The following is a 23,083-nucleotide window of genomic DNA, read 5'->3' as shown; positions in this document are numbered from 1 at the left end:
GAATACCGCAAAATGCGGAACACAACCTGGCCTGTCCGCGCCCTGATGCCCGGCTCGTCGTAATCAAGGGGAAGACCCCAATGTCTCTCAACTCGGTCAACACCAACAGCTCGGCCATGGTGGCCCTGCAGTCCCTCAACCGCACCAGCGAAGCCCTGGCGATGACCCAGAAGCGCGTCTCCACGGGCTTCCGCGTCGCCGACGCGAAGGATGACGGCGCCGCTTTCGCCGTCGCCCAGACGATCCGCACGGATATCGCCGGCCTGACCGCCGCCAACGAGCAGCTGGGCAACTCCAAGGGCATCCTCGGCACCGCGCTCTCGGGCCTGACCAAGATGTCGGACGCGATGGCGAATATCCGCACCACGCTGGTGCGCCTGGCCGACGACACGCTGAACGCGACCCAGCGCGCGCAGTATGAAGCGCAGTACACCGAGATGCGCGGCCAGCTCGAGGACTTCGTCGAGGACGCGACCTACAACGGCCAGAACCTGCTCGACATCACGAACGCGGCGTCGTTCTCGGCGACGCGGAACGAGACCGGCACCACATACACCATCACCTCGGTCGATGGTGCCGGCACCCTGCTCGTCGCCGCGACGGCGCCGACCGATGCGGCCGCGGCGCAGGCCGCACTCGCCGATGGTGGCGATTTCAGCACGATCATGAATGCGATCGGCAATGCGCTGAACACCTTCGGCAGCAACAACAAGTACATCGACCAGCAGCTCTCCTACAACAGCGAGAAGGTCGATGCGCTGAACGAGGGCATGGGTGCGCTGATCGATGCCGATCTCGCCAAGGAATCGGCCAAGCTGCAGGCGCTCCAGATCCGCCAGCAGCTGGGCACGCAGGCCTTGTCGATCGCGAACCAGGCGCCGCAGGCCCTGCTCAGCCTGTTCCGCTAAGGGCTGGTGGACGGCGGCGCGCCGCAACGCGCGCCGCCGTCACGACCGCCGGGATTGCCGTCTCGCCCAGCCCCATCAACGGAGCCACCATGTCGACGCTCGTGCTCGAACTACGCCAGGGCGACCTGATGGTCGTCAACGGCGCCCCCATCCGCTTCCGCAACCGAACGCGCATCGAGCTGACCGCCAAGGCGCGGTTCCTGTTCGGCAAGCAGCTGATGACGCCCGAGGCCGCGAACACCCCCGCGCGGCGCATCTATTTCGCGCTGCAGACCGCCTATATCGGCGAGGAGACCGAGCGCGAGCAGGGCTTCGTCGCCGCCCGCCCGCTGATCGCCGCCTTCCAGGAAGCCACCACCTCGGTCCTCGCGCGCGACCTGCTGGACCGCGCGCTGGCCGCGGCCGAAAGCGACGAATGCTACCAGGCGCTGAAGCTGGTGCGCCGGGTGATGCGCCACGAGGATGTGGCCCTCGGCCTCACCCCCGCCGTCGCCATCGCCGGCGACGAGGCCGACGCGTGAGCACGATGGCAATGCGTGCCTATGGCGCGACCCGCGCGGCGATGGATCCGCGTGTGCAGGAGGCGGATGTGTTCCGCCGCGTCACGGGCTCGCTCCGCGCCGCGGCGGGTGTCGCGGAGGACGACATGCGCCGGGTTCGCGCCATCGCCGATAATCGCCGGCTGTGGCTCGCGGTGGAATCGGCCGCGGGCCATCCGGGCAATGCGCTGCCCGAGCGGCTGCGCGCCGACCTCGTCTCCCTCGGTCGCGCGGTGCGGCGGGAGATGGATCTCGCCGCGCCCGATCTCGGCTTCCTGATCGACGTGAACGAGCAGGTCGCGGCCGGCCTCGGCGGGGCTGGCTGATCCCGTGTCGCTCGCCGGCGCCATCCCCGTCTATCGCCAGGCCGCGGATCCGAAGGTCGAGGCGCGCGCGCTGGACCGCCTCGCCAAGGACCCGCAGATCCAGCGCAAGCTCAAGGATTTCCAAGCCGCCGTCGCCAAGGCCAAGGACCTCGACGCCGCGCTGAAGGATCCGCGCGTGCTCGCCGTTCTGTTGCCGGCGATGGGCCTCGGGGACCAGCTCGAATTCCCCGGCCTGGCGCGCCGAGCCCTCGCCGCCGATCCGGCCGACCCGAAGAGCCTGCTCAACCAGCTGTCTGACGCGCGGTGGAAGGACGCGGTGACGTCGCTCAACCTCAAGGGCCAGGGCATCGCCGCGCTGCGCGACCCCGCGAACCTTGCCCGCTTCGACAAGGCGCTGCGCAGCCTGCAATGGCGCCAGGGGCTGGACGAGACGACGGCGGGCATTTCCGACGCGCTCTACTTCAAGCAGGTCTCGGCCAACGTCACCTCGACCTATGGCCTGCTCGGCAATGCGGTGCTGCGCCGTGTGGTCACCGGCGCGCTGGGACTGCCCGACGAACTCGCGTTGCAGAGCGTGGAGGCGCAGTCCCGCGCGGTGGCCAGGCGCCTGCCGATCACCGACCTGCGCGACCCGCAGAAGGTGGAGCGGCTGATCGAACGCTATCTGACCAACGCCAACCGCGACGGCACCGGCACATCCACGACCAGCTACCCGCTCAGCCTCTTCGCCTGAGCGCCGGCGCGGCTACAGCCGGTGGGCGGTGGGCTGCTCCTCGGGCGAATCATCCGGCCCCGGCGCATGGGTGAGCGCGGCGACGCGATAGGCCGCGATCTCGCGCGGCGTCGGCAGCGAGGCCACGACCTCGCCCGAGGTGCTGCGGAACTCGATCACCACCATGCCGAGCCCGCTGTCGAGGCGCAGCGTCGGGTTCGGCGTGGCCGCTGTCGCGACCACCGCGCCGGCATGGCCCTCGACCGCCGGCGCGGGCGGGCGCGTGACGGTGCGGAGCGGGTCGGTCGCGGCGGGGCCGCAGGGGGTGATGTCGTGGGGCATGGTGCTGATTGCGCATTATCGGGTCCGTTCCTTGCCAAACCGTTAACCATCCTGCAGGAATCGCGCGGCCTGTTTTGACGGGTGCCGACCCGCGCGCGACACTGCCGCGCAGTGAACATCCCCTCCCTCCTGTCCGGCCCGGGTGCGCTGCTGATCGCGGCGGCCGGCGGCTTCATCGCGCACCTGCTGCACGTCCCGCTCGCCTGGATGATCGGCGCGATGCTGGCGACCGCCTGCATCGCCTGGCAACGCCCGCCCGAGATCCCGCGCCTCGCGCGGCCGCTGGCGCTGCTCGTCCTCGGCCTGGCACTCGGTCAGAGTTTCACCGCACCCGTGATCGCCGCGGTGGCGAGCGCGTTTCCGGTCATCCTGGCCGCGGGGCTGCTCTCGATCGTGGCGGGGCTCGTGGTGGGGCCGATCCTGAAGCGGATGGGCGGGCTGGACGAGCGCACCGCGTTCTTCGCGGGCGTGCCGGGGGGGATCGTGGTGATGGTGGTCCTCGCCGCGCGGGCGGGCGTGTCCATCGCGCCGGTGACGCTGTCGCAGACCATGCGGCTGATCGTGGTGGTGGTGGTGTTCCCGCCGCTGCTCGCGCTGCTCGCCTCGGGCCTGCCGCCCGATGCCGCCTTCGCCGCCTCGCGCCCGCCGGTGTGGTGGCCGGGCTTGGCCGGGCTTGCCGCCGTGGGTGCCGCGATCGCCCTGGCGGGGGAGCGCGCCGGCTTCGCCAATCCGTGGATGTTCGGGCCTTGCCTGCTGGCGATCGGGCTGTCGGCGACGGGGCGGTTGCCGTCCGGCGTCTGGCTGCCGCTGGTCGACGCCGCGCAGGTGGCACTCGGCGCGACGCTGGGTGCGAAGCTGACGCGGGATTTCGTGCTGGGATCGCGGCGGCTCGCGCTCGCCTCGATGGTGTCCGCGGTCGCGCTGTCGCTGCTGCTGGCGCTGATCGCGCTCGCACTCGCGCTGGTCTCCGGGCTGCCGATCGCCGCCGTCGTGCTCGGCATGGCGCCGGGCGGGATGCCGGAGATGGCCGTGACGGCCAAGGCGCTCGACCTCGCCGTGCCGCTGGTCCTCGGCTTCCACCTGACGCGGACGCTGCTGTGCAACCTCGCGGTCGGGCCGCTCTGGCGCGCGGTGGAGTGGTCGCGGCGCAGCTAGGCCGCGCTCAGGCGGCGCGCCAGTTGAACCGGCGCTGCAGCCATTCCCGGTAATAGGCGGCCGCCTCGGGGCCAGGGCAGAGCTGGCCCTGGAGGTGCACGGCCTCGGCGGCGGGCAGCGGGCGCGGCTGGTCTTCGACCACGTCCTCCACAGCGCGCCCCGCCGCGTGGCGGAAGGCCGCGAGCGTGTCGGCCGGCGTGAGCGAGGGCAGAACGACGAGGGCGCGCAGGCGGCAGGCGGCCAGCCCGGCGCGCAACGCGCTGCGCGCCGTCGCGGTGATCTCGGGGTGCAGTTCCATCGGCGTCGGTGTCTCGGGCAGCGCCGCGTCGCGCCCGCTGGCACCGGCCTCGGCCGCGAAGGCGAGCGTCGCGCCCAGGCCCTGCGCCATGGCGGCGAGGTTGGGCCCGCTGGCAAGGAAGGCATCGGCCGCGCCGTCGCGATACGCGGCCTCGGGCGCCGGCGCGATCACCGGCGTGGCCGGGATACCGAGCAGATCGAGGGCGAGCAGCCCCGCCGCGCCGGGAGCGTCGGGCCCCGCGATGGCCATGCGCAGGGCGGCGCCACGCGGCAGGCCGCTGCGCAGGACCAGGGCCGCGGGCTGCGCCAGCGCGCAGATCGCGAGCCAGGGCGCCGGGTCGTACCTCGCACGGCTGTCGCCGAGCAGCCGGGCCTGGGCGGCCCCCGGGGCGAGGGCGAGCAGGTGCTGGCCGTCGGGGATGGCTTCGGTCGCGAAGCGGTTGGCCGCGGTGACGCCATCCGGCCCGCCGACCGCGAGCACGCGCAGCGCGGTCGCCTGCGGCAGCGCGCGGCCGAGCCCGGCACCGAGGCGGAGCAGCCAGCGGAACTGCGCGCCGGCCTCGGGCCCGGGCACCAGCAGGCTGGCGGTTTCGGGATTGCTCGCCAGCGCCGCGCCGAACGGCGCGAGGCTGGCGAGGATGGTCCGGCGGGCAAAGCGGAGGCTGGGCGGCATGCGCGGTCTCCTTTCCACCTCAAGGGACGCCTGGAAAGCGGCGCGAGAGTGGCAGGGGGCCGGGGCTTCGTCCAGCCGGCCTCGCCGCGGCGGCGGCACCCCGCTAGAAAGCCCGCAGAAGCATTGGGGGAGGCGTGCATGGGTGTGTCGCGGCGTGGGCTGATGGCGGCGGGCGTGGCCTTGTCCGCCGGGCGCAGCGGCGGGGTGGCGGCGCAGGAGGCGACCTATCCCGTGCGCCCGATCGCGCTGACCGTGCCCTTCCTCGCCGGCGGGTCAGCCGACATCGCCTCGCGCCTGCTGGCCGACCGGATGAACCCGCTGCTGGGGCGCGACGGCCGCATCATCATCGAAAATCGCGGCGGCGCCGGCGGCTCGATCGGCGCGGAGTATGTGCGCCGGCAGCCGGCCGACGGCTATGCGCTGCTGACCGCCACGGCGTCCTCGCACGGGACCAACCCCGCCGCCCTGCCGGAGAGCACGCGCTACGATCCGCTGGCCGATTTCACCGCCATCGCGATGATCGGCTCCGGGCCGCTGGTGGTGATGGTGCCGGGCAATTCGCCCTACCGCGATTTCGCCGGGCTGGTCGCCGCGATCCGCGCGCGGCCGGGCGAGCTTCCCTGGGCGACCTCGGGCGCGGGCGGCATCGGGCACCTGGCCGGCGAATACATGGGCCTGCGCCTGGGAGGATTGCGCGGCGAGCACATCCCCTATCGCGGCGGCTCCGCGGTGACCGAGGCCCTCGCCAAGGGTGAGGTCGCCTACAGCTTCGAGGTGCTGGCTTCCACGGCGATGAACCTGCGCGAGGGCCGCACGCGCGGGCTGGCCGTGACGTCGCTCGCCCGCAGCCCGCTGTTTCCCGAATTGCCGACGCTCGCTGAGATGGGCCTCGACGGCTTCGATTTCGGCACCTGGAACGTGCTGATGGGCCCGGCGGGGATCCCGCGCGGCGTGGTCGACATCCTCAGCCGCGCGACCAACGCCGCGCTGCGCGAGCCGGTGCTGCGCGAGCGCCTGGCCCTGGCCGGCGTCGATGCCGGGGCGCCGAGCACGCCCGACAGCACCCGCGCCTTCATCGCCGCGGAGCTGGAGAAGTTCCGCGCGATCGTGGCGCAGGCCGGGCTGCGGCTGAGCCGAGGTTGAGCTTGCGTCGGGCGCCGCGCCGGGGGGAGAGTTGGACCATGCGCCGCGCCCTTCTCATGCTGCTCCTCACCGCCCCCGCGGCCCTGGCCCAGGCGCCGTCGCGCCAGGCCACGGCCGAGGCGCGGCGGGCCGAACTCGAACGCCTCTTCGCCGCGCTCGCCGACGCGCCCGATGAGGCGGGGGGCGCCCTGGTCGAAGCCCGTATCCGCGCCCTGTGGCAGGAAAGCGTGACGCCGGCGGTGGGCTTGCTGGTGCGGCGCGGCCTGCGCAACCTGCAGGGCCGCGCGGCGGAGGAGGCGCTGGAGGATTTCGATGCGGCCATCACGCTCGAGCCTGGTGCCGCCGAGCTGTGGCACCTGCGCGCGCAGGCCTATGCGCTGGGCGGCGACTTGGTTGCAGCGGCCCAGGACCTGCGCGAGGCGCTGCGGCTGGAGCCGCGGCATTTCCCGGCGCTGATTACGCTTGCCGGCATCCAGGACCAGCGCGGCGATGCGGCGGGCGCGCTGCGCAGTTTCGCCGCCGCCCTCGCGATCCACCCGAAGCTGCGCGGCGGTGTGACGCGCCTGCGCGAGCTGCGGCGCAAGGCCGAGGGCGACGATACCTGACGGGAGCGGTCATGAAGAATGACCGCTCCCGTCAGGAAATTTTTGTGCCCTCAGGTGCCGGGCGCGGCCTCCGGCCGCTTGGCTCGCCGGACCTCCGGCGGTCGCGCATTCGCGCTCGCGGTGCGCGCGAAGGGCGCGCCCCGGAGGGGCGTCCATTGACCCTCATACGCGTTCTGCGCGCAGCGACACCGACAGGGGAAGCCAGGCGTCCGCCGGCCAGGTCCATAGCCGGTCGGGCCCGCGCACCAGCGTGCGAAACATCTGCCAGGCGATGGCCGGATGCTCGTGCAGCCAGGCGAGGCGCAGGCCGGCATCGCACAGCGCGCTGATGATATCGCCCAAGGGGTGTAGCCAGGTGATGGTGCGGCTGTTGGCAACGCGCGCCTCGGTGTCGGCATAGTCCGTGGGCTCGTCGAAGACCCGCGCCGTTCGCTCGAAATACGGCACCAGCGGGCCGGGCAGCACCGGATGCGCGCCGGGAACGCCATCGTCGAATACGAGGGCGGCGGGGTGCGCGTCGGCGAAATACAGCGCAGCCCCGGGGCGGAGGAAGTGCGCGATCACCTCGGCCCATCGGCGGATGTCGGGCAGCCACCAGATCGTGCCCCAGGTGACGAAAGCCAGGTCGAAGATCCCCGCCTCGGCGGGAAGCAGGCCAGGCAGCGCGCCGATATCGGCCTCGATGAAACGCGCCTGAGTGGCGCCGACCTCGGCCGCCAGGCCACGTGCGGCCGCGATGGCGGCGGGGGAGAAATCCACGCCCAGCACCTCCGCCGCCCCGCGCTGCGCGAGAGCGATGGAGTCATGCCCGATGTGGCATTGCAGGTGCAGGATCCGCAGGCCCGCGACGGACCCCAGCTCGGCCTCGACGATGCGGTCGAGCCGGCCATGACCGGCGCGGTGCGAGGACAGGTCATACCCGCGCGGGCCGACATGGAGCGCCGTCCGCTCCTCCCAGCTCGCGAGGTTCAGCGCGCGCCAGTTCTCCATGCCACCTGCTCTAAAGCTTCTTGCGGAACCAGATGCGGGAATGCCCCTCGGGCATGTCGTCGAGCCGGCCGAATTCCTTGTAGCCGTTCTTCTTCCAAAATTTCGGCGCCTGGAAGCTGAAGGTGTCCGTGTAGACGTTTTTGCAGCCGCGCCCGCGCGCGATGTCCTCGGCGCGCAGCAGCAACTCGCCGCCGAATTTTTTGCCGCGCAGATCGGTGGTGAGCCAGAGCCAGTCGATGAACAGCCAGCCCCAGAAGGTGAGGCCGAGCAGCCCGCCCTGGGTGGCGCCGGCCTCGTCCTGGACGAGCAGCGTCACCGGCTCGCGCACATAGTCGCCGCCCATCTCCTGGTTGAAGATGTGCAGGCCGCGCTGGATGGCGCCGACCGCTTCGAATTCCGGCTGCGCGTCCTCGACGATGCGCAGCCCGGCGACGTCCAGGCTCATGCGCGGCCCCAGCCCGCGACCGCGATGGTGAGAAGCCCGAGGGCGAGGTTCAGCGTCACGAGCTTGCGCACCTGGTCGAGCGCGCCGGCCGCAGCGGCGTTGTCGCCGCCCGCGCGGGCCGCCTTCATCCGCTTGAGCGGACCCAGCGCGATGGCGACGAAGATGCCGGCCATGATCAGCCCGGTGAGGTTCATCACGTGCACGTGCCAGCCGACCCCGGCGAAGCCGCCGTAGCGGAGGAACAGGATGGCGTAGCCGGTGGCGATGACGATCGGCATCGCGTGCCACACGATCAGGAAGAAACGCCGGTAGACCAGCTGCATCAGCGCCAAACGTTGCGCCCCTTCGAGGGTTGCGTGGGCGGCCGGGCGCAGGGCGAACAGTGCGAAGGCCATGCCCCCCACCCAGATGACCGCGCCGAGCAGGTGCAGCGCGTAGAGCGGGCTCAGCATCCGCGCTGGCTCAGGATGGCGATCGATTCCGCGAGTGCCCGCATCTCCGCCGCGGCCAGCCCGCGCGGCGAGGCTTCGGTGACGCCGAGCCCCTTGGCGAGGGCTTCGGCGAAGGCGGCGCGATTGCCGAGGGTCTGGTCCATGAGCGGCAGCTTTCGTGCGGCGACCTCCGCGAGCAGGGCTTCGCGGAGCTTGCCGGAAGGAGGCAGGCGGTTCAGCACAAGCCGATAGGGGCGGCGCTCGGATGTGGCAAGGTCGAGCGTGGCGTCCATGGCCCAGACATCGGCGCGGGAGGGTTGCAGCGGAATGAGCACCAGGTCGGCGGCGCGGATGGCGAGCTTGGCGTCCGCCTCATTGTGCGGCGGGGTGTCGAGGATGAGGAAGCCCGGGTCGCGCCGGCGGCGCTCGACGATGCCGGTCATGCGCCAGCCCGAGGGGCTTTCGAAGGCGAGTGCGGGCACCTTGTCGCCATGCGCCTGGCGTTCGCGGTGCCAGTGGGTGAGCGTCTTCTGCGGGTCGGTGTCAACCAGCGCCACGGGCGTGCCGTCGGCGGCGAGCGCGCTGGCGAGGTTGGCGGCGAGGGTGGACTTGCCGGCGCCGCCCTTGCGCTGGGCCACGGCGATGATGAAGGCCATGGGCGACTCCGTACGGTTTGGTGGAGCTTAGCAGGTGCGCGGGATCGGCGCGCATGCCTTGCTCACCCCGGCCGAGATGGGGCGGGTCGACGCGACCTGCGGCATCCCCGGCCTGGTGCTGATGGAAGCGGCCGGCCGTGCCGTCGCGCGCGCCATCCGCGCAAGGATCCGCCCGGTGCCGGTGCTGGTCCTGTGCGGGCCGGGCAACAATGGCGGCGACGGGTACGTGGTCGCGCGCCTGCTGGAGCAGGCCGGATGGAATGTGGCCGTCGCCGCCTGCGGCGAACCGAGGCCCGGCGGCGACGCGGCGGCGATGGCGGCGCGCTGGCGTGGCGGGCGCGTGGGTTTCGAGCCGGCGCGGGCCGCGCGCGCCGGGCTGGTGGTCGATGCGGTGTTCGGTGCCGGCCTCGCCCGCGATGTCGGCGACGATGTGGCAACCGTGCTGGCCGCCGCGCGGGGCAGGGTGGTCGCGGTCGACGTGCCCTCCGGCCTCGACGGTGCAACCGGGCTCGTCCGTGGCTACGCGCGGGCAGCGGACCTCACCGTGACCTTCGTGCGGCGCAAGCCCGGGCACCTTCTGCTGCCCGGACGCAGCCTGTGCGGCGAAATGGTCTGCGCCGATATCGGCGTGCCGGACGCGGTGGTGGAGGCGGTGGGCGCGCGCTGCTTCGCCAATGCGCCGGGGTTGTGGTCGCTGCCCGGGGCGGCCGTCGCGGACAACAAGTACAGCCGCGGGCATGTCGCCATCGCCGTCGGCCCCGGCATGGTCGGCGCCGCGCGGCTGGCCGCGATGGCCGCGCGCCGGGTGGGGGCCGGGCTGGTCACGCTGGTCGCCCCGGATGCGCCGACCGCCGCCCTGCTGCGGGGCGCTGAACCGGGGGTGCTGGTCAGCGAAGCGGCACCGCTCGGCGATCCGCGGGTGGGGGCTTGGCTGGTCGGCCCCGGGCTGCCGCCCGATGCCGCGACGCGTGCCCTGGGCCGTGCCGTGATCGAGGCCGGGCGCGCCCTGGTCGCCGATGCCGGGCTGCTCAGCGCCTGCGCAGGGACGCCGATCGCACTCGCCGGCGCCGCCGTGCTGACGCCGCACATGGGCGAGTTCACCCGCGTCTTCGGCCCGGTGGGGGATCGCCTGGCGGCGGCGCGCGCGGCGGCGGCGCTGACCGGCGCGGTGGTGCTGCTCAAGGGGGCGGACACCGTCGTCGCGGCGCCGGATGGCCGCGCCGCGATCAACGAGAACGCGCCGCCCTGGCTCGCCACCGGCGGCACCGGGGATGTGCTGGCCGGCACCATCGCGGGGCTGCTCGGCCGCGGCATGGCGCCGTTCGAGGCGGCCTGCGCCGCGGCCTGGCTGCAGGGCGATGCGGCGGCCGCGTTTGGCGAGGGGTGCCTGGCCGAGGACTTGGCAGCGTTCTTGCCAGCCTCCATGTCCAAAGCACGTGGATGAAATCCGCTTAACGATAAGTTCACACCAACGGGTGGCTCATCCCGACCTTTCTGCGGAGATCCGCACGGCTAGGGCGTGCATCTCACGCGATATTTCACTAGATTGCACAGGCTCTGCGAAAGATGACCCCAATGTCCGATATCGCCGTCCAGCCTGGCCTGCTCGATCGAGCGCTCCGTCGCGTCACCAGCCTGTGGCGGGACATGGGGGCGAGCGGGGGGCGGGCTGCGGCGAGCTTCACGGAGCCCTTGCGCGAATGCCTTGAAGGCCGCGGCGGCGAAGTCTCCGCCCGCACCCGCACCGCCAAGCTCGCCGAGGTGTACCTCGCCGCCGACCATGCCGGGCGGGATGCCTTTCTGCGCGCCCTCGCGCGGCTGGATTCCGACAGCGAGGCGGTGGCCAAGGCGATGGCCGGCGTCGCCGCCGCGGGCAGCGACGAGGCGCGGGCGGCGGCCAAGGCGCGGCTGCGCCGGGTGCTGGAGCCGCCGCGGCTGAAGCTGCTCACCCAGTTCACCACCATCCCGGACGGGATGAAGTTCCTCGTCGATCTGCGCGCGGAGCTGCTGCAGCGCGCCTCGGGCGATGCCATGCTGACCGCGCTCGACGCCGACCTGCGCGGCCAGCTCGCCGCCTGGTTCGACGTGGGATTCCTGGAGCTGCGTCGGATCGACTGGACCTCCCCGGCCTCGCTGCTGGAGAAGCTGGTCGGCTATGAGGCGGTGCATCGCATCCGCACCTGGCGCGACCTCAAGAACCGGCTCGATTCCGACCGCCGCTGCTACGCCTTCTTCCACCCGCGCATGCCCGAGGAGCCACTGATCTTCGTCGAGGTCGCACTCGTGCGCGGCATGGCCGGCGCGGTGCGCGACCTGCTCGACGAGAAGGCGCCGGTGCTGGACCCGAAGGGCGCGGACACCGCGATCTTCTACTCGATCAACAACTGCCAGCGCGGGCTGGACGGCATCTCCTTCGGCAATTTCCTCATCAAGCGGGTGGTCTCGCTGCTGTCGGACGAGTTCCGCAACCTGAAAAGCTTCGCGACCCTCTCCCCGGTGCCTGGCTTCTCGCGCTGGCTCGGCGAGCGGATCGAGGCCGGCGAGACCGGGCTGGTCAGCGAGGAGGAGGGGCGCGCCCTGCTCACCGCGCTGCCGATGCCCACCGCCATCGCAGCACCGGGTGCGCCCGTGCCCGCCGAGGTGAAGCCGGAATCGCCCGAGGCGCTGCTGCGCCGCGCCCTGGTGCGCCGGCACTGGATGCGCGACGAGGCGTTGATGCGCGCGGTGGAGCCCATCCTGATGCGGCTCTGCGCCCGCTACCTCGCCATCGAGGAAGCGCCGGGCCGGCCTGGGCGCGCGCGCGATCCGGTGGCGCATTTCCACCTGTCGAACGGTGCCCGGATCGAGCGGCTGAACTGGCGTGGCGATGTCAGCGAGAAGGGCCTGCGCGAGAGCGCCGGGCTGATGGTGAACTACCTCTACGACCCGGCGAAGATCGAGGAATACCACGAGGGCTATGCCGGCGAGGGCAAGCGTCCGCTCGCCCCGGCGTTGCGCAAGCTCGCGAAGGGCTAGCGAAGGTCCAGGCGGCGGGCGAGGAACTCGGTCACCACCGCGAAGCCGCCCTCTGTCGTCAGCTCCTCATGGCCGGCATCGGGCTTGACCCAGCGTTCGACGGGCGCGGTCGCGGCACCCTCCAGCGCCTCGCCCATCCAGGGCGGCACCAGGATGTCTCGCTCGCCCGAGAGGATCAGCACCGGGACCGTCACGCCGGGGATGGTCGCGAGGCTGTCGAAGCGGTCGCGCAGCAGCAGGCGCGGCGCCGGCAGCCAGGGGAAGTGCAGCGCGGCCAGGTCCAGCAGGCTGGTGAAGGGCAGTTCCAGCACGACCGCGCCGATCGCGCCGTGGCGCTCGGCGGCGAGCGCCACGGCGACGGCCGTGCCGAGCGATTCGCCCCAGACCACGATCCGGCCCGCGGCGTGGCCCTGCGCCTGCAAAGCGGCGAGCCCGGCCCGCGCGTCGCGCAGCAGCCCGGCCTCGCTGGGGTGGCCGGCATTGCCGCCATAGCCGCGCCATTCGACCATCTGCGCGCCCCAGCCGAGGGCCGCGAAACGCCCCAGCCGCCGGCGCCGGTCGCCCAGATTGCCGCCATTGCCGTGCAGATACAGCACCACTGGCGCATCCGCCCGCTGCGGCGGCATCGACCAGGTGAGCAGGCGCAGCCCGTCCTCGGTGGTGATCGTGCCGGCGCTCACGCGCGCGAGGGCCGGCTCGTCCAGCTCCGGTGCCTCCCGCGTGGGGGCATAGATGAAGCGATCCTGCAGCAGCCGGACCGCGCCCACGCCCAGCACCAGGATCAGGAGCGTCGCGGCGAGCGCCCAGGCGATCGGGTGCATCGGGTCATCCTCATGCGGGTGGGGGAAAGGCGGCGACGGCTTGCCTCGCCAGCCGCTATACGCCATATGCCCGCCATCCGACGCATACCGCTTCGGAAATTCTCATGCGGCGCACCCTTCCTCCACCACAGGGCAGGGTCCGGTCCCCCTCACGGGGGTTGGCGCCGCGGACGCCCAACCGGACAAGCAGGAAGGATTGAATTTCATGGCAATGCCAGACGTCTCGCTGCGCGTGCTTCTCGAAGCCGGCGTGCATTTCGGCCACCACACGCGCCGGTGGAACCCGCGCATGGCGCCGTTCATCTTCGGCATCCGCAACCAGGTCCATATCCTGGACCTGCAGCAGACCGTCCCCCTGATGGAGCAGGCGCTGAAGGCCGTGCGCGACACCGTCGCCGGCGGCGGCCGCGTGCTGTTCGTGGGCACCAAGAAGGCGGCGGCGGAGTATGTGGCGGAAGCCGCGACGCGCTGCGGCCAGTACTACGTGAACCATCGCTGGCTGGGCGGGATGCTCACCAACTGGAAGACCATCACGGGCAGCATCAAGCGCCTCAAGCAGATGGACGAGCAGCTCGCCGGCAACACCCAGGGTCTCACCAAGAAAGAGATCCTGATGCTGACGCGCGACAAGGAGAAGCTGGACCGCGCCCTCGGCGGCATCCGCGAGATGGGCGGCCTGCCGAACATTATCTTCGTGATCGACACCATCAAGGAGAAGCTGGCGATCGAGGAGGCCAACAAGCTCGGCATTCCCGTCGTGGCCGTGGTCGACTCCAACGCCGATCCGCAGGGCGTGACCTACCCGATCCCGGGCAATGACGACGCGATCCGCGCGATCAACCTCTATTGCGACATGATTGCGGCGGCCGTGTTCGACGGCATCTCGGCCGAGCTGCAGGCCTCCGGTGTCGACCTCGGCGCCTCCGAGGATGTCGCCATCGCCGAAGGGGCGGTCGACGAGACACTGCCGGAGATGCCGGCCGAGGCGCCCGTCGCCGAAGAGCTGGCGCCGGCCCCCGAGCCCGCCCCCGCGGCGGAGTGATGCGCGCGCCCGGCCATCCGGGCGCGCTGGATGAAACGCCGTGGCCCGCGCTACCCTGCGGCCGCGGCGTGACTTGGCGATCTGGCGCGTAGCGTCGAGCAGAAACGGAGAATTCCGATGGCAGAAATCACCGCCTCCCTGGTGCGCGACCTGCGCGAGAAGACCGGCGCGGGCATGATGGACTGCAAGAAGGCGCTGGTGGAATCGAACGGCGACATGGATGCCGCCATCGACTGGCTGCGCAAGAAGGGCCTGTCGCAGGCGGCCAAGAAATCCGGCCGCGTCGCCGCCGAGGGCCTGGTCGGCGTGGCCACGGGCCCGCAGACCGGCGCGATGGTCGAGATCAACGCCGAGACCGACTTCGTCGCCCGCAACGAGCAGTTCCAGACCTTCGTCGCCGATGTCGCGGGCCTCGCCCTGTCGGTCGGCGACGATGTCGAGACGCTCAAGCACGCCGACTACCCGGGCAGCCAGCACACCGTGCAGGAGGAGCTGACGCGCCTGATCGCCACCATCGGCGAGAACATGACCATCCGCCGCGCCCGCGTGCTGCGCGTGGAGAACGGCTCTGTGGCCACCTACATGCACTCGGCGATCAAGCCGGGCCTGGGCAAGATCGGCGTGCTGGTCGCGCTCGAAGGGGCGTCCGAGCCGGACGTTCTCGAAAAGCTCGGCCGCCAGATCGGGATGCATGTCGCGGCGACCCGGCCCGACGCGCTCGACGTCTCGATGGTCGACCCCTCCGCGCTGGTCCGCGAGAAGGCGGTGCTGTCCGAACAGGCGCGCGCCTCTGGCAAGCCCGAGGCGATCATCGAGAAAATGGTCCAGGGTCGTATCCAGAAATACTACGAAGAGGTCGTCCTGCTCGAGCAGGTCTGGGTGCATGACGGCGAGAGCCGGGTGAAGCAGGTGGTGCAGAAGGCCGGCCTGGTGCTCAAGGGCTTCGAACGCTTCGCGCTCGGCGAAGGCATCGAGAAGCAGGCGAGCGACTTCGCCGCCGAAGTGGCCGCCGCCGGCGGCACGACCTGACACGCTGAGGTAAGTTGCCGGCATGGGCGCCGCTCCCCTATGGTGCGGCGCCCGCAACCCTTGCGTAATGGTCCCGTCATGAGCCAACCGCCGGCCTATAAGCGCGTGCTGCTGAAAGTCTCCGGCGAAGCGTTGATGGGCGGTCGGGAGTATGGTCTCGACAACGCCACCTGCCGGCGCATCGCAGAGGATGTGCGGGGCGTGATCGACCTCGGCGTGCAGGTCTGCATGGTGATCGGCGGCGGCAACATCTTCCGCGGCATCGCCGGCGCCGCCTCGGGCATGGATCGGGCGCAGGCCGATTCGATGGGCATGCTCGCGACCGTGATGAATGCGCTCGCGATGCAGTCCGCGCTGGAAAAGCAGGGCATCAGCACCCGCGTGCAGTCCGCCATCCCGATGTCCTCGGTCTGCGAGCCCTTCATCCGCCGCCGTGCGGAGCGGCATATGGAGAAGGGCCGCGTGGTGATCTTCGCCGCCGGCACAGGCAACCCGTTCTTCACGACCGACACCGCGGCGGCGCTGCGGGCGGCCGAGATGGGCTGCGACGCCCTGCTCAAGGGCACCCAGGTCGATGGCGTCTATGCCGCCGACCCGCGCAAGAACCCCGATGCGGAACGCTACGTGACGCTCACCTATCTCGACATGCTCTCGCGCGACCTCGCCGTCATGGATGCCGCGGCGATCAGCTTGGCGCGGGAGAACCACCTGCCCATCATCGTGTTCAACATCCACGAACCCGGCGCCTTCACGGCGGTGATGAAGGGCGAGGGAAAGTTCACGACCGTGATCGAGCAACCGCATTAAACGGGATCGGGGGCGGTTGGTCCGCGTTCCAGCTCCGCAATTCGAAGGGGAAACACCGCCATGGCCGGCGATGTAAAGGCACTGAAGCAGGACCTGACGCGCCGGATGGATGGCGCGATCGAAACCGTGAAGAAGGAGTTCCAGGGGCTGCGGACCGGCCGCGCCAGCCCCGCGCTTCTCGAGCCCGTGCGCGTCGAGGCCTATGGCGGCAATTCGCCTCTCAACCAGGTGGCCAACATCTCCGTGGGCGGGCCGGGCATGCTCTCCGTTCAGGTGTTCGACCGCAGCCTGACCAAGGCGGTGGAGATCGCGATCCGCGATTCGGGCCTGGGCCTGAACCCGCAGGCCGAAGGCCAGACGATCCGCGTGCCGCTGCCGCCGCTGACGCAGGAACGCCGCAATGATCTGGTTAAGACGGCGCACAAGTATGCCGAGGCATCGCGCGTCGCGGTGCGCGGCGTCCGGCGCGACGGCATGGAGCAGATCAAGGCGATGACAGCGGACAAGAAGGCGCCGATCAGCGAAGATGAGGGCAAGCAGGCCCAGGCCGAGGTGCAGAAATTGACCGACCAGTACATCAAGCAGATCGACGGGCTGCTGGCCGAGAAGGAAAAGGACATCAAGTCCGTTTGATCCCGAGGACGCGCCGATGAGCGCCGCCCCCCAGACGCTGGCGACGGCTGGCGACATGCGCCCTGTGCCCGCGCATGTCGGCATCATCATGGACGGCAACCGGCGCTGGGCGCAGGCGCGCGGCCTGCCGGCGGCCCTCGGACACCGGGCGGGTGCGGAAGCCGCGCGCCGCACGGTCGAGGCGGCGGGCAAGGCCGGCATCGGCTGGCTCACGCTATTCGCCTTCAGCTCCGAGAACTGGCGCCGTCCGATCGACGAGGTGAAGGCGCTGACCGGGTTGTTGCGCCTCTATCTACGTTCCGAAGTCGCGAACCTGGTCAAGGAGGGCGTGCGGCTGCGCGTCATCGGCGACCACACCCGCTTCGGGCCGGATCTCTCGCGCGCCGTCATTGCCGCCGAGGCCGCGACGCGCGAGGGCACCCGGCTCAACCTCACCGTCGCGCTCAGCTATGGCGGCCGCGCCGAGATCGCCGCCGCGGCGCGCGCGCTGGCCGAGGCGGTGCGCGACGGCACGCTTGACCCCGCCGCGATCGACGAGGCCGCTGTGGCGAGCCAGCTGCAGACCGCCGGGCAGCCCGATCCCGACCTCATCATCCGCACCTCGGGCGAGCAGCGGCTGTCGAATTTCCTGCTCTGGCAATCCGCCTATGCGGAATTCGTGTTCCAGGACGTGCTGTGGCCCGACTACGGCGCCGAGCCGCTGGCGGAGGCGCTGGCGGATTTCGCGCGGCGCGACCGCCGGTTCGGCCAGCGCGCTGCCGGATGAGCGTGACAGGGGCCGCGCCGCCGGAAGCCAAGCGCTGGCGGGACCTGCGCAAGCGCGTGCTCTCCGCCCTGGTGCTGGGGCCCACCGCCATCGCCTGCGTGTGGCTGGGTGCGACGCCCTGGACCGTGCTGATGGCCATCGCCGTGGCGATCCTCGCCTGGGAATGGGTGCACCTGTGTGGCCTGCACACGCGCGCGCTGCCCGGGGCGGCGGTGCCGCTCGCGGTGCTCGGCGCAGGCGCCTTTGCCGTGGCGGAGCGGCCGGCCCTGGCGCTGGGCTGCCTGCTGGCGGGGTTCCTGCTGACCTGGGTGGCCTCCCGCGGCCTGCCGCGGGCCGGGCGGCGGGTGCGGCTGCCGCCGCTGCGACTCGCGCTCGGCGTGCTGTACATCGGCATCGCCGGCATCGCGCTGATCGAGCTGCGTCACGACAATGAGGCCGGGCGCGACAATGTCCTGTTCCTGTTGCTGGTGGTCTGGGCCTCCGATATCGGCGCCTACCTCGCCGGACGCGCCCTCGGCGGGCCGCGGCTGATGCCGAGCGTCTCGCCAAACAAGACCTGGTCGGGGGCGCTCGGCGGATTGCTGCTGGCGGTGATCGTGGGCCTGGTCGCGGCGCGCATCCTGGCGCCCGGGGCGGTGCTGTGGGCGGCGCCGGTGGCGGTCCTGATCAGCCTGATGGCGCAGGCCGGCGACCTGCTGGAGAGCGCGATCAAGCGGCATTTCGCCGTGAAGGACACCTCCTCGCTGATCCCCGGCCATGGCGGCCTGCTCGACCGGCTCGATGGCGTGCTGGCGGCGGCACCGGTCGCCGCGCTGCTGGCGATGGCCTCGGGGCAGGGAAGCCCGATATGGCAGTGACCCGCAGCGTCACCCTGCTGGGCTCCACGGGCTCGGTCGGGCGCTCGACCGCGGCGCTGCTCGAGGGCTTCGAGGTCGAGGCGCTGGTCGCCGGGCGCGACGCCGCCGCGCTCGCGGCCCAGGCGCGTGCGCTGCGCCCGCGCATCGCGGTCCTGTCGGACGAGGCGGGACTGGCGGAGCTGCGCGAGCGGCTGGCCGGCACCGGGATCGCGTGTGCTGCTGGCGACGCGGCGGTGATCGAGGCGGCCTCGCGCCCCGTGGACTGGACCATGGCCGCGATCGTGGGCGCGGCGGGGCTGAAGCCGACGCTCGCAGCACTCGCACGTGGTGGCGTGCTGGCACTCGCCAACAAGGAAAGCATGGTTTGCGCCGGGGAGATCGTGCTCGCGGCCGCGGCGCGCTCGGGCGCCACCATCCTGCCGGTGGATTCCGAGCACAACGCGATCTTCCAGGCGCTGTGCGGCCAGGCGATGGCTCGGGTGGAGCGCATCTATCTCACCGCCTCGGGCGGCCCGTTCCGCGAGATGAGCGCGGCGGACATGGCCCACGTCACCCCCGCCATGGCGGTGAAGCACCCGGTCTGGTCGATGGGGGCGAAGATCAGCGTCGACAGCGCGACGATGATGAACAAGGGCCTCGAGGTGATCGAGGCGGCGCGGCTGTTCGCGCTGGATGAGGCGCGTATTCAGGTGCTGGTGCATCCGCAATCGGCGGTGCACGGGCTGGTGCAGTATGTCGATGGCTCGCTGCTGGCCCAGCTCGGCACGCCGGACATGCGCACGCCCATCGCCCATGCTCTGGCCTGGCCGGACCGCATGGGCGTGGAGGTCGCGCGGCTGGACCTGCTCGCGCTCGGGCGGCTGGATTTCCACCCGCCCGATCCGCTGCGCTTTCCCGCCCTGCGCCTCGCGCGTGACGCCTTGCGCGCGGGGGGCGGCGCTCCCACCATATTGAACGCGGCGAACGAGGTCGCGGTCGGCCGGTTCCTTGCCGGCGGGCTCGGTTTCCTCCGCATCGCGGCGGTGGTCGAGGAGACGCTGTCGCGGCTCGGGCCCCGCGGCGTCGAGGGTCTGGACGCGGTGATCGCGTTGGACGGCGAAGCGCGTGCTTACGCGGCGGAGCTTGCCGCCTGACATTTCATGGATGGATGCCCCCTTGGACCTGATCCCCGATAGCCTGCGCACCATCCTCGCCTTTATCGTGGTGCTGGGCGTGCTCATCTTCATCCATGAGCTGGGCCATTATCTGGCCGCGCGCTGGCGGGGCGTGCATGTCGAGCGCTTCTCGGTCGGCTTCGGTCGCGCGCTCACCTCCTGGACCGACAAGCGCGGCACGGAGTGGCGGATCGGCTGGCTGCCGCTGGGCGGCTACGTCAAGCTGCACGGCCAGGAACAGCCCGCCGACGTGACCGATGCCGAGCGCGCCGACTGGCTGCCCGGGCGCACCTTCCACGACAAGCCGGTGCTGGACCGCGCCATCGTCGTCGCGGCAGGGCCTATCGCGAATTTCCTGCTCGCCGCGGTGCTGTTCGCGGGGCTGTTCATGATCCATGGCCGGCCGGCCAACCAGGGCACCGCGACGATCGGCCAGGTGAGCGAAGGCTCGGCGGCCGCCGCCGCGGGCCTGCTGCCGGGCGACCGGGTGGTGGCGCTCGACGATGTGGCGATCAGCCGCTTCGAGCAGATCCAGCGCCATGTGCAGCCCCGCGCGGGCCGCGCGGTCGAGCTGCGATTCGAACGCGAGGGCGTGGCGCGGAACGTCGCCATCACGCCCACCGCGCGGCCGGGCGACGGGCTGGGCGTGCTCGGCATCTCAGGCGGGCCGGCCGTCTTCGAACGGCTCGATCCGGCGAGCGCGGTCGTCGCCGGCGTCGCCTATACCGGCAACATCTCGGCGCAGACGCTGCAGGGTCTGTGGCAGATGATTTCCGGGACGCGCGGGACCGAGGAACTCGGCGGGCCGCTGCGCATCGCTCAGCTTTCGGGCCAGGTCGCCGAGATGGGGATCGTGCCGCTGATCTCCTTTATCGCGATCCTTTCGGTGAACCTCGCGCTGATCAACCTGTTCCCGATCCCGGTGCTCGATGGCGGCCACCTGATGTTCTACGCCGCCGAGGCGATCCGCGGCCGGCCGGTGCCGCCTCGCGCGCAGGAGATGGGCTTTCGTGCGGGGTTCGCGCTGCTCGTCGCGCTGTTCATCTTTTCGACCTGGAACGACCTGACACAGCTGGGCGTGTTCCGCTGGGTGGCGCGGCTCGTCGGCTGAGGGACAGGGGCGGGGTCTTGGGGGTTGTGGCCGCGGCCCCCGCAGGGTAGTCGCTGCGCATCCTTCCGGTTAATGTCCGGCACTCCCGTCACAGGCCCGAGTCGATTGTACCCAGCACGCGCCATCCTGCTCGCCACCCTGCTCATGCTGCCCGTGATCGCGGCGGCGCAATCGCCGGCGCCGCCCGCGCGACGGCCGGCCCCTGCGGCGGCGGTCGCGGCGCAGCCGGGCGGTCGCATCACCGGCATCGACGTCCGGGGCAACCAGCGCATCGAGGCCGACACCATCCGCAGCTACATGCTGGTGCAGGTCGGTGACGTTGCCGATGCCGACCGGCTCGACCGCAGCCTGCGCGCGCTGTTCGCGACCGGGCTGTTCCGCGACGTCGAGATCACCCCGCAGGGCAACCGCGTCCAGGTGACGGTCACCGAAAACCCGATCGTCAACCGCGTCGCCTTCGAGGGCAACCGCCGCGTTTCCGAGGACCTGCTGCGCGGCGAGGCGCTGCTGCGCCCGCGCGCGGTCTATACGCCCGCAGCGGCCCAGGGCGACCGCCAGCGCCTGCTCGACCTCTACGCCCGCCGCGGCCGCTTCGGCGCCCGCGTCGAGCCCAAGATCATCGAGCTCGACCAGAACCGCGTCGACGTCGTCTACGAGATCGTCGAGGGCGACATCGCGCTGGTCAGCCGCATCAACTTCGTCGGCAACGCGGCCTTCTCCGACGGGACCCTCGGCGAGGTCGTCTCGACCCGTGAGAGCGCCTGGTACCGCATCCTCTCGAGCTCGGACATCTACGAGCCCGAGCGGCTCGCGCTCGACCGCGAGCTGCTGCGCCGCTACTACCAGCGCCGGGGCTATGCCGATGTGCAGATCACCGGCGCGACCGCCGAGCTGTCGCCCGACCGCACCGGCTTCTTCCTCACCTATACGATCAACGAGGGCGAGCGGTACCGCTTCGGCGCCATCACCGTCGACAGCCGGGTGCGCGGCCTCGAGGGCAGCGCGATCCGCCCCGACATCCCCATCACCGAGGGCGACCAGTACGATGGCGAGGCGGTGGAACGCGCGACGTCGGCGCTGACCGACTCGCTCGCGGTGCGCGGCTTCCCGTTCGCCGAGGTCAATCCGCGCGTCACCCGCGACGCCGAGGCGCGCCGCGTCGCGATCGCCTTCGAGATCACCGACGGGCCGCGCAACTTCATCGAGCGCATCGAGATCGCCGGGAACTCGCGCACGCAGGACCGCGTCATCCGACGCGAATTCCGCGTGGCCGAGGGCGATCCGGTCAACCCGACGCTGGTCCGGCGTTCGCGCGAACGGCTCCGCGCGCTGGGCTATTTCAGCGACGTGCAGATCAGCGCGAGCCCAGGCAGCGCGGCCGACCGGGTGATCCTGAACACCCAGGTGCAGGAACGCGCGACCGGCGAGGTCTCGCTCGGCGGCGGCTATTCGACCGATGCCGGCGCGTTGGCCGACATTGGTCTTCGCGAGCGCAACCTGCTCGGCACCGGCATCGATGCGCGCATCAATGCGCTGATCGGTCAGCGCCGGCGCCAGCTGGATTTCTCGGTCACCGACCCGCAGTTCCTCGACCGCAACCTTGCCGCCGGCATCGACCTGTTCGCGGTGCAGCGCAACCTGCTCTCGATCGCGAGCTACCGCGAGGAGCGCATCGGCGGCTCGCTGCGCCTGGGCTATGAATTCAACGAGAATCTGCGCCAGTCGGTGAGCTATTCGCTGATCCAGCGCCGGGTGTTCGACGTGGCGAGCGATGCCTCGCGCTTCATCCGCGAACAGCAGGGCAGCACGCTGCTCAGCCAGGTGAGCCAGACGCTCACCTATGACCGGCGCGACGACCGCATCGACCCGCGCTCGGGCTACATCGTGCGCCTGGGTACCGATCTCGCCGGGCTCGGCGGCGATGTGAGCTACCTGCGCACCCGGATCGACGGGTCCTTCTACGTGCCGCTGGAGCGCTATTTCGGCGACCGCGACTACGTGCTCGCGGTGTCCGGCAGCGCCGGACGTCTCGATCCCTTCGGCGATCGCGACGACCGCATCGTCGACCGCTTCTTCCTCGGCGGCGACAACCTGCGCGGCTTCGCGGTCGGCGGCGCCGGCCCGCGTGACATCACCACGCGCGACAGCCTCGGCGGCCGGATCCTGTTCACCCAGACGACCGAGCTGCGCTTCCCGCTGCCGGTCTCGGCCGATCTCGGCCTGACCGGGCGCGTCTTCGCCGATGTTGGCCTCAACTACGGCCTGCCCTCGAGCGTCAGCGGGCCCGAAGTGCGTGACAGCTCCTCGCCGCGTGTCGGCGCTGGCGTGGGCATCTCCTGGCGCAGCCCGATCGGGCTGATCAACATCGACCTGGCCCAGGCCGTGGTGAAGGAAAACTACGACCGCACCCAGGTGTTCCGCTTCGGCTTCGGCACGCGGTTCTGAGAGACGAGAAAGACAGTCCCATGGTACGTCGTTTTGCCTTGGTGGTCGCAGGCCTGATCGCCGTTTCCCCCGCCTTCGCCCAGCAGCAGCCGGAGTGGTTCGTCCCCGGCGGCCAGCGCCCGCCCGGCGCACCGGGCGGCCAGCCCGCCGGCCAGCGCCCGCCCCAGGGCACGCAGCCGCC

Annotated in this window: 25 protein-coding genes; 18 read left to right on the top strand and 7 right to left on the bottom strand. The window is 71.4% G+C overall.

Going from position 1 to position 23,083, the window contains the following annotated elements:
* Window positions 1-80: 80 nt before the first annotated feature.
* The 4 genes from GXW79_RS20090 to GXW79_RS20075 all read left to right on the top strand — a co-directional run bounded on the left by GXW79_RS20090 (window position 81) and on the right by GXW79_RS20075 (window position 2,506).
* Window positions 81-908, top strand: coding sequence for a flagellin (locus GXW79_RS20090; RefSeq protein ID WP_211876235.1), 828 nt, complete (start codon window positions 81-83; stop codon window positions 906-908).
* Between the two features lie 89 nt (window positions 909-997).
* The gene (locus GXW79_RS20085) at window positions 998-1,429 is read left to right on the top strand and encodes a flagellar biosynthesis repressor FlbT (protein WP_211876234.1); all 432 of its coding nucleotides are present in this window, start codon (window positions 998-1,000) and stop codon (window positions 1,427-1,429) included.
* 5 nt (window positions 1,430-1,434) lie between these two features.
* Window positions 1,435-1,773 carry a flagellar biosynthesis regulator FlaF gene (locus GXW79_RS20080; RefSeq protein WP_246504173.1) on the top strand — a complete coding sequence of 113 codons (339 nt, stop codon included), beginning with the start codon at window positions 1,435-1,437 and terminating at the stop codon, window positions 1,771-1,773.
* A gap of 4 nt (window positions 1,774-1,777) precedes the next feature.
* Entirely contained in the window at window positions 1,778-2,506 is a 729-nt protein-coding gene (locus GXW79_RS20075; RefSeq protein ID WP_211876232.1) for a DUF1217 domain-containing protein, read from the top strand.
* Window positions 2,507-2,518: 12 nt separating this feature from the next.
* On the opposite strand, the gene GXW79_RS20070 is transcribed toward GXW79_RS20075, so the two are convergent.
* Window positions 2,519-2,827 carry a hypothetical protein gene (locus GXW79_RS20070; protein WP_211876231.1) on the bottom strand — a complete coding sequence of 103 codons (309 nt, stop codon included), beginning with the start codon at window positions 2,825-2,827 and terminating at the stop codon, window positions 2,519-2,521.
* A 111-nt stretch (window positions 2,828-2,938) separates the two neighbouring features.
* On the opposite strand from GXW79_RS20070, the gene GXW79_RS20065 reads away from it, so the two are divergent.
* Window positions 2,939-3,982, top strand: coding sequence for an AbrB family transcriptional regulator (locus tag GXW79_RS20065; RefSeq protein ID WP_211876230.1), 1,044 nt, complete (start codon window positions 2,939-2,941; stop codon window positions 3,980-3,982).
* 7 nt (window positions 3,983-3,989) lie between these two features.
* Here the strand turns inward: GXW79_RS20065 and GXW79_RS20060 are convergent, their stop codons facing one another.
* Window positions 3,990-4,952 carry a hypothetical protein gene (locus tag GXW79_RS20060; RefSeq protein WP_211876229.1) on the bottom strand — a complete coding sequence of 321 codons (963 nt, stop codon included), beginning with the start codon at window positions 4,950-4,952 and terminating at the stop codon, window positions 3,990-3,992.
* Between the two features lie 138 nt (window positions 4,953-5,090).
* Between GXW79_RS20060 and GXW79_RS20055 the strand changes: the two genes are divergently transcribed.
* On the top strand, window positions 5,091-6,095 hold the full coding sequence (locus tag GXW79_RS20055; RefSeq protein WP_211876228.1) for a Bug family tripartite tricarboxylate transporter substrate binding protein: 1,005 nt from the start codon (window positions 5,091-5,093) through the stop codon (window positions 6,093-6,095).
* 38 nt (window positions 6,096-6,133) lie between these two features.
* Window positions 6,134-6,700 (top strand): tetratricopeptide repeat protein, encoded by a 567-nt coding sequence (locus GXW79_RS20050; protein ID WP_211876227.1) that lies wholly within the window; start codon window positions 6,134-6,136, stop codon window positions 6,698-6,700.
* Between the two features lie 162 nt (window positions 6,701-6,862).
* Here the strand turns inward: GXW79_RS20050 and GXW79_RS20045 are convergent, their stop codons facing one another.
* The 4 genes from GXW79_RS20045 to parA are packed head-to-tail and all read right to left on the bottom strand — an operon-like array spanning window position 6,863 to window position 9,222.
* Window positions 6,863-7,690: a class I SAM-dependent methyltransferase gene (locus tag GXW79_RS20045; RefSeq protein WP_211876226.1), complete on the bottom strand. Its 828-nt coding sequence runs from the start codon at window positions 7,688-7,690 to the stop codon at window positions 6,863-6,865.
* 10 nt (window positions 7,691-7,700) lie between these two features.
* Window positions 7,701-8,135 carry a GNAT family N-acetyltransferase gene (locus tag GXW79_RS20040; RefSeq protein ID WP_211876225.1) on the bottom strand — a complete coding sequence of 145 codons (435 nt, stop codon included), beginning with the start codon at window positions 8,133-8,135 and terminating at the stop codon, window positions 7,701-7,703.
* On the bottom strand, window positions 8,132-8,587 hold the full coding sequence (locus GXW79_RS20035) for a CopD family protein (RefSeq protein WP_211876224.1): 456 nt from the start codon (window positions 8,585-8,587) through the stop codon (window positions 8,132-8,134). The genes GXW79_RS20040 and GXW79_RS20035 overlap by 4 nt, the downstream gene beginning before the upstream one ends.
* Window positions 8,581-9,222: a ParA family partition ATPase gene (gene parA, locus GXW79_RS20030; protein ID WP_211876223.1), complete on the bottom strand. Its 642-nt coding sequence runs from the start codon at window positions 9,220-9,222 to the stop codon at window positions 8,581-8,583. Before parA ends, GXW79_RS20035 begins: the two co-directional genes overlap by 7 nt.
* Window positions 9,223-9,298: 76 nt before the next feature.
* On the opposite strand from parA, the gene GXW79_RS20025 reads away from it, so the two are divergent.
* Both GXW79_RS20025 and GXW79_RS20020 read left to right on the top strand, forming a co-directional pair.
* Complete coding sequence (locus tag GXW79_RS20025) at window positions 9,299-10,666, top strand: NAD(P)H-hydrate dehydratase (protein ID WP_211876244.1); 1,368 nt, start codon at window positions 9,299-9,301, stop codon at window positions 10,664-10,666.
* 131 nt (window positions 10,667-10,797) lie between these two features.
* Window positions 10,798-12,237, top strand: coding sequence for a malonyl-CoA decarboxylase domain-containing protein (locus GXW79_RS20020; RefSeq protein ID WP_211876222.1), 1,440 nt, complete (start codon window positions 10,798-10,800; stop codon window positions 12,235-12,237).
* Here the strand turns inward: GXW79_RS20020 and GXW79_RS20015 are convergent.
* Window positions 12,234-13,058, bottom strand: coding sequence for an alpha/beta hydrolase (locus GXW79_RS20015; RefSeq protein WP_211876221.1), 825 nt, complete (start codon window positions 13,056-13,058; stop codon window positions 12,234-12,236). The genes GXW79_RS20020 and GXW79_RS20015 overlap by 4 nt on opposite strands.
* Before the next feature lie 205 nt (window positions 13,059-13,263).
* Here GXW79_RS20015 and rpsB point away from each other — a divergent pair, with 205 nt between their 5' ends.
* The 9 genes from rpsB to bamA all read left to right on the top strand — a co-directional run bounded on the left by rpsB (window position 13,264) and on the right by bamA (window position 22,902).
* Window positions 13,264-14,100: a 30S ribosomal protein S2 gene (gene rpsB / locus GXW79_RS20010; protein ID WP_211876220.1), complete on the top strand. Its 837-nt coding sequence runs from the start codon at window positions 13,264-13,266 to the stop codon at window positions 14,098-14,100.
* 117 nt (window positions 14,101-14,217) lie between these two features.
* Window positions 14,218-15,129, top strand: coding sequence for a translation elongation factor Ts (gene tsf / locus GXW79_RS20005; RefSeq protein WP_211876219.1), 912 nt, complete (start codon window positions 14,218-14,220; stop codon window positions 15,127-15,129).
* 78 nt (window positions 15,130-15,207) lie between these two features.
* Entirely contained in the window at window positions 15,208-15,936 is a 729-nt protein-coding gene (pyrH, locus tag GXW79_RS20000) for a UMP kinase (protein WP_211876218.1), read from the top strand.
* A 60-nt stretch (window positions 15,937-15,996) separates the two neighbouring features.
* Window positions 15,997-16,569, top strand: coding sequence for a ribosome recycling factor (frr, locus tag GXW79_RS19995; RefSeq protein ID WP_211876217.1), 573 nt, complete (start codon window positions 15,997-15,999; stop codon window positions 16,567-16,569).
* 16 nt (window positions 16,570-16,585) lie between these two features.
* Window positions 16,586-17,335, top strand: coding sequence for a polyprenyl diphosphate synthase (gene uppS, locus GXW79_RS19990; RefSeq protein ID WP_211876216.1), 750 nt, complete (start codon window positions 16,586-16,588; stop codon window positions 17,333-17,335).
* On the top strand, window positions 17,332-18,192 hold the full coding sequence (locus tag GXW79_RS19985) for a phosphatidate cytidylyltransferase (protein ID WP_211876215.1): 861 nt from the start codon (window positions 17,332-17,334) through the stop codon (window positions 18,190-18,192). Before uppS ends, GXW79_RS19985 begins: the two co-directional genes overlap by 4 nt.
* Window positions 18,183-19,325, top strand: a complete 1,143-nt coding sequence (dxr, locus tag GXW79_RS19980; RefSeq protein WP_211876214.1) for a 1-deoxy-D-xylulose-5-phosphate reductoisomerase — start codon at window positions 18,183-18,185, stop codon at window positions 19,323-19,325. Before GXW79_RS19985 ends, dxr begins: the two co-directional genes overlap by 10 nt.
* A gap of 31 nt (window positions 19,326-19,356) precedes the next feature.
* Window positions 19,357-20,457: an RIP metalloprotease RseP gene (gene rseP, locus GXW79_RS19975; protein ID WP_211876243.1), complete on the top strand. Its 1,101-nt coding sequence runs from the start codon at window positions 19,357-19,359 to the stop codon at window positions 20,455-20,457.
* 105 nt (window positions 20,458-20,562) lie between these two features.
* Window positions 20,563-22,902: an outer membrane protein assembly factor BamA gene (bamA, locus tag GXW79_RS19970; RefSeq protein WP_211876213.1), complete on the top strand. Its 2,340-nt coding sequence runs from the start codon at window positions 20,563-20,565 to the stop codon at window positions 22,900-22,902.
* Window positions 22,903-23,083 lie beyond the last annotated feature (181 nt).

Source organism: Plastoroseomonas arctica, assembly GCF_018128965.1.
In the GTDB taxonomy this organism is placed as follows: domain Bacteria; phylum Pseudomonadota; class Alphaproteobacteria; order Acetobacterales; family Acetobacteraceae; genus Plastoroseomonas; species Plastoroseomonas arctica.
This window is presented reverse-complemented; position numbering and strand designations above follow the sequence as displayed.

What these genes read in the sequence shown, in the direction of transcription:
- GXW79_RS20090 (WP_211876235.1), top strand. Translation starts at nt 81, where the DNA reads ATGTCTCTCAACTCGGTCAACACCAACAGCTCGGCCATGGTGGCCCTG.
- GXW79_RS20085 (WP_211876234.1), top strand. Translation starts at nt 998, where the DNA reads ATGTCGACGCTCGTGCTCGAACTACGCCAGGGCGACCTGATGGTCGTC.
- GXW79_RS20080 (WP_246504173.1), top strand. Translation starts at nt 1,435, where the DNA reads ATGGCAATGCGTGCCTATGGCGCGACCCGCGCGGCGATGGATCCGCGT.
- GXW79_RS20070 (WP_211876231.1), bottom strand. Translation starts at nt 2,827, where the DNA reads ATGCCCCACGACATCACCCCCTGCGGCCCCGCCGCGACCGACCCGCTC.
- GXW79_RS20060 (WP_211876229.1), bottom strand. Translation starts at nt 4,952, where the DNA reads ATGCCGCCCAGCCTCCGCTTTGCCCGCCGGACCATCCTCGCCAGCCTC.
- GXW79_RS20055 (WP_211876228.1), top strand. Translation starts at nt 5,091, where the DNA reads ATGGGTGTGTCGCGGCGTGGGCTGATGGCGGCGGGCGTGGCCTTGTCC.
- GXW79_RS20050 (WP_211876227.1), top strand. Translation starts at nt 6,134, where the DNA reads ATGCGCCGCGCCCTTCTCATGCTGCTCCTCACCGCCCCCGCGGCCCTG.
- GXW79_RS20045 (WP_211876226.1), bottom strand. Translation starts at nt 7,690, where the DNA reads ATGGAGAACTGGCGCGCGCTGAACCTCGCGAGCTGGGAGGAGCGGACG.
- GXW79_RS20040 (WP_211876225.1), bottom strand. Translation starts at nt 8,135, where the DNA reads ATGAGCCTGGACGTCGCCGGGCTGCGCATCGTCGAGGACGCGCAGCCG.
- GXW79_RS20035 (WP_211876224.1), bottom strand. Translation starts at nt 8,587, where the DNA reads ATGCTGAGCCCGCTCTACGCGCTGCACCTGCTCGGCGCGGTCATCTGG.
- parA (WP_211876223.1), bottom strand. Translation starts at nt 9,222, where the DNA reads ATGGCCTTCATCATCGCCGTGGCCCAGCGCAAGGGCGGCGCCGGCAAG.
- GXW79_RS20025 (WP_211876244.1), top strand. Translation starts at nt 9,299, where the DNA reads ATGGGGCGGGTCGACGCGACCTGCGGCATCCCCGGCCTGGTGCTGATG.
- GXW79_RS20020 (WP_211876222.1), top strand. Translation starts at nt 10,798, where the DNA reads ATGTCCGATATCGCCGTCCAGCCTGGCCTGCTCGATCGAGCGCTCCGT.
- GXW79_RS20015 (WP_211876221.1), bottom strand. Translation starts at nt 13,058, where the DNA reads ATGCACCCGATCGCCTGGGCGCTCGCCGCGACGCTCCTGATCCTGGTG.
- rpsB (WP_211876220.1), top strand. Translation starts at nt 13,264, where the DNA reads ATGGCAATGCCAGACGTCTCGCTGCGCGTGCTTCTCGAAGCCGGCGTG.
- tsf (WP_211876219.1), top strand. Translation starts at nt 14,218, where the DNA reads ATGGCAGAAATCACCGCCTCCCTGGTGCGCGACCTGCGCGAGAAGACC.
- pyrH (WP_211876218.1), top strand. Translation starts at nt 15,208, where the DNA reads ATGAGCCAACCGCCGGCCTATAAGCGCGTGCTGCTGAAAGTCTCCGGC.
- frr (WP_211876217.1), top strand. Translation starts at nt 15,997, where the DNA reads ATGGCCGGCGATGTAAAGGCACTGAAGCAGGACCTGACGCGCCGGATG.
- uppS (WP_211876216.1), top strand. Translation starts at nt 16,586, where the DNA reads ATGAGCGCCGCCCCCCAGACGCTGGCGACGGCTGGCGACATGCGCCCT.
- GXW79_RS19985 (WP_211876215.1), top strand. Translation starts at nt 17,332, where the DNA reads ATGAGCGTGACAGGGGCCGCGCCGCCGGAAGCCAAGCGCTGGCGGGAC.
- dxr (WP_211876214.1), top strand. Translation starts at nt 18,183, where the DNA reads ATGGCAGTGACCCGCAGCGTCACCCTGCTGGGCTCCACGGGCTCGGTC.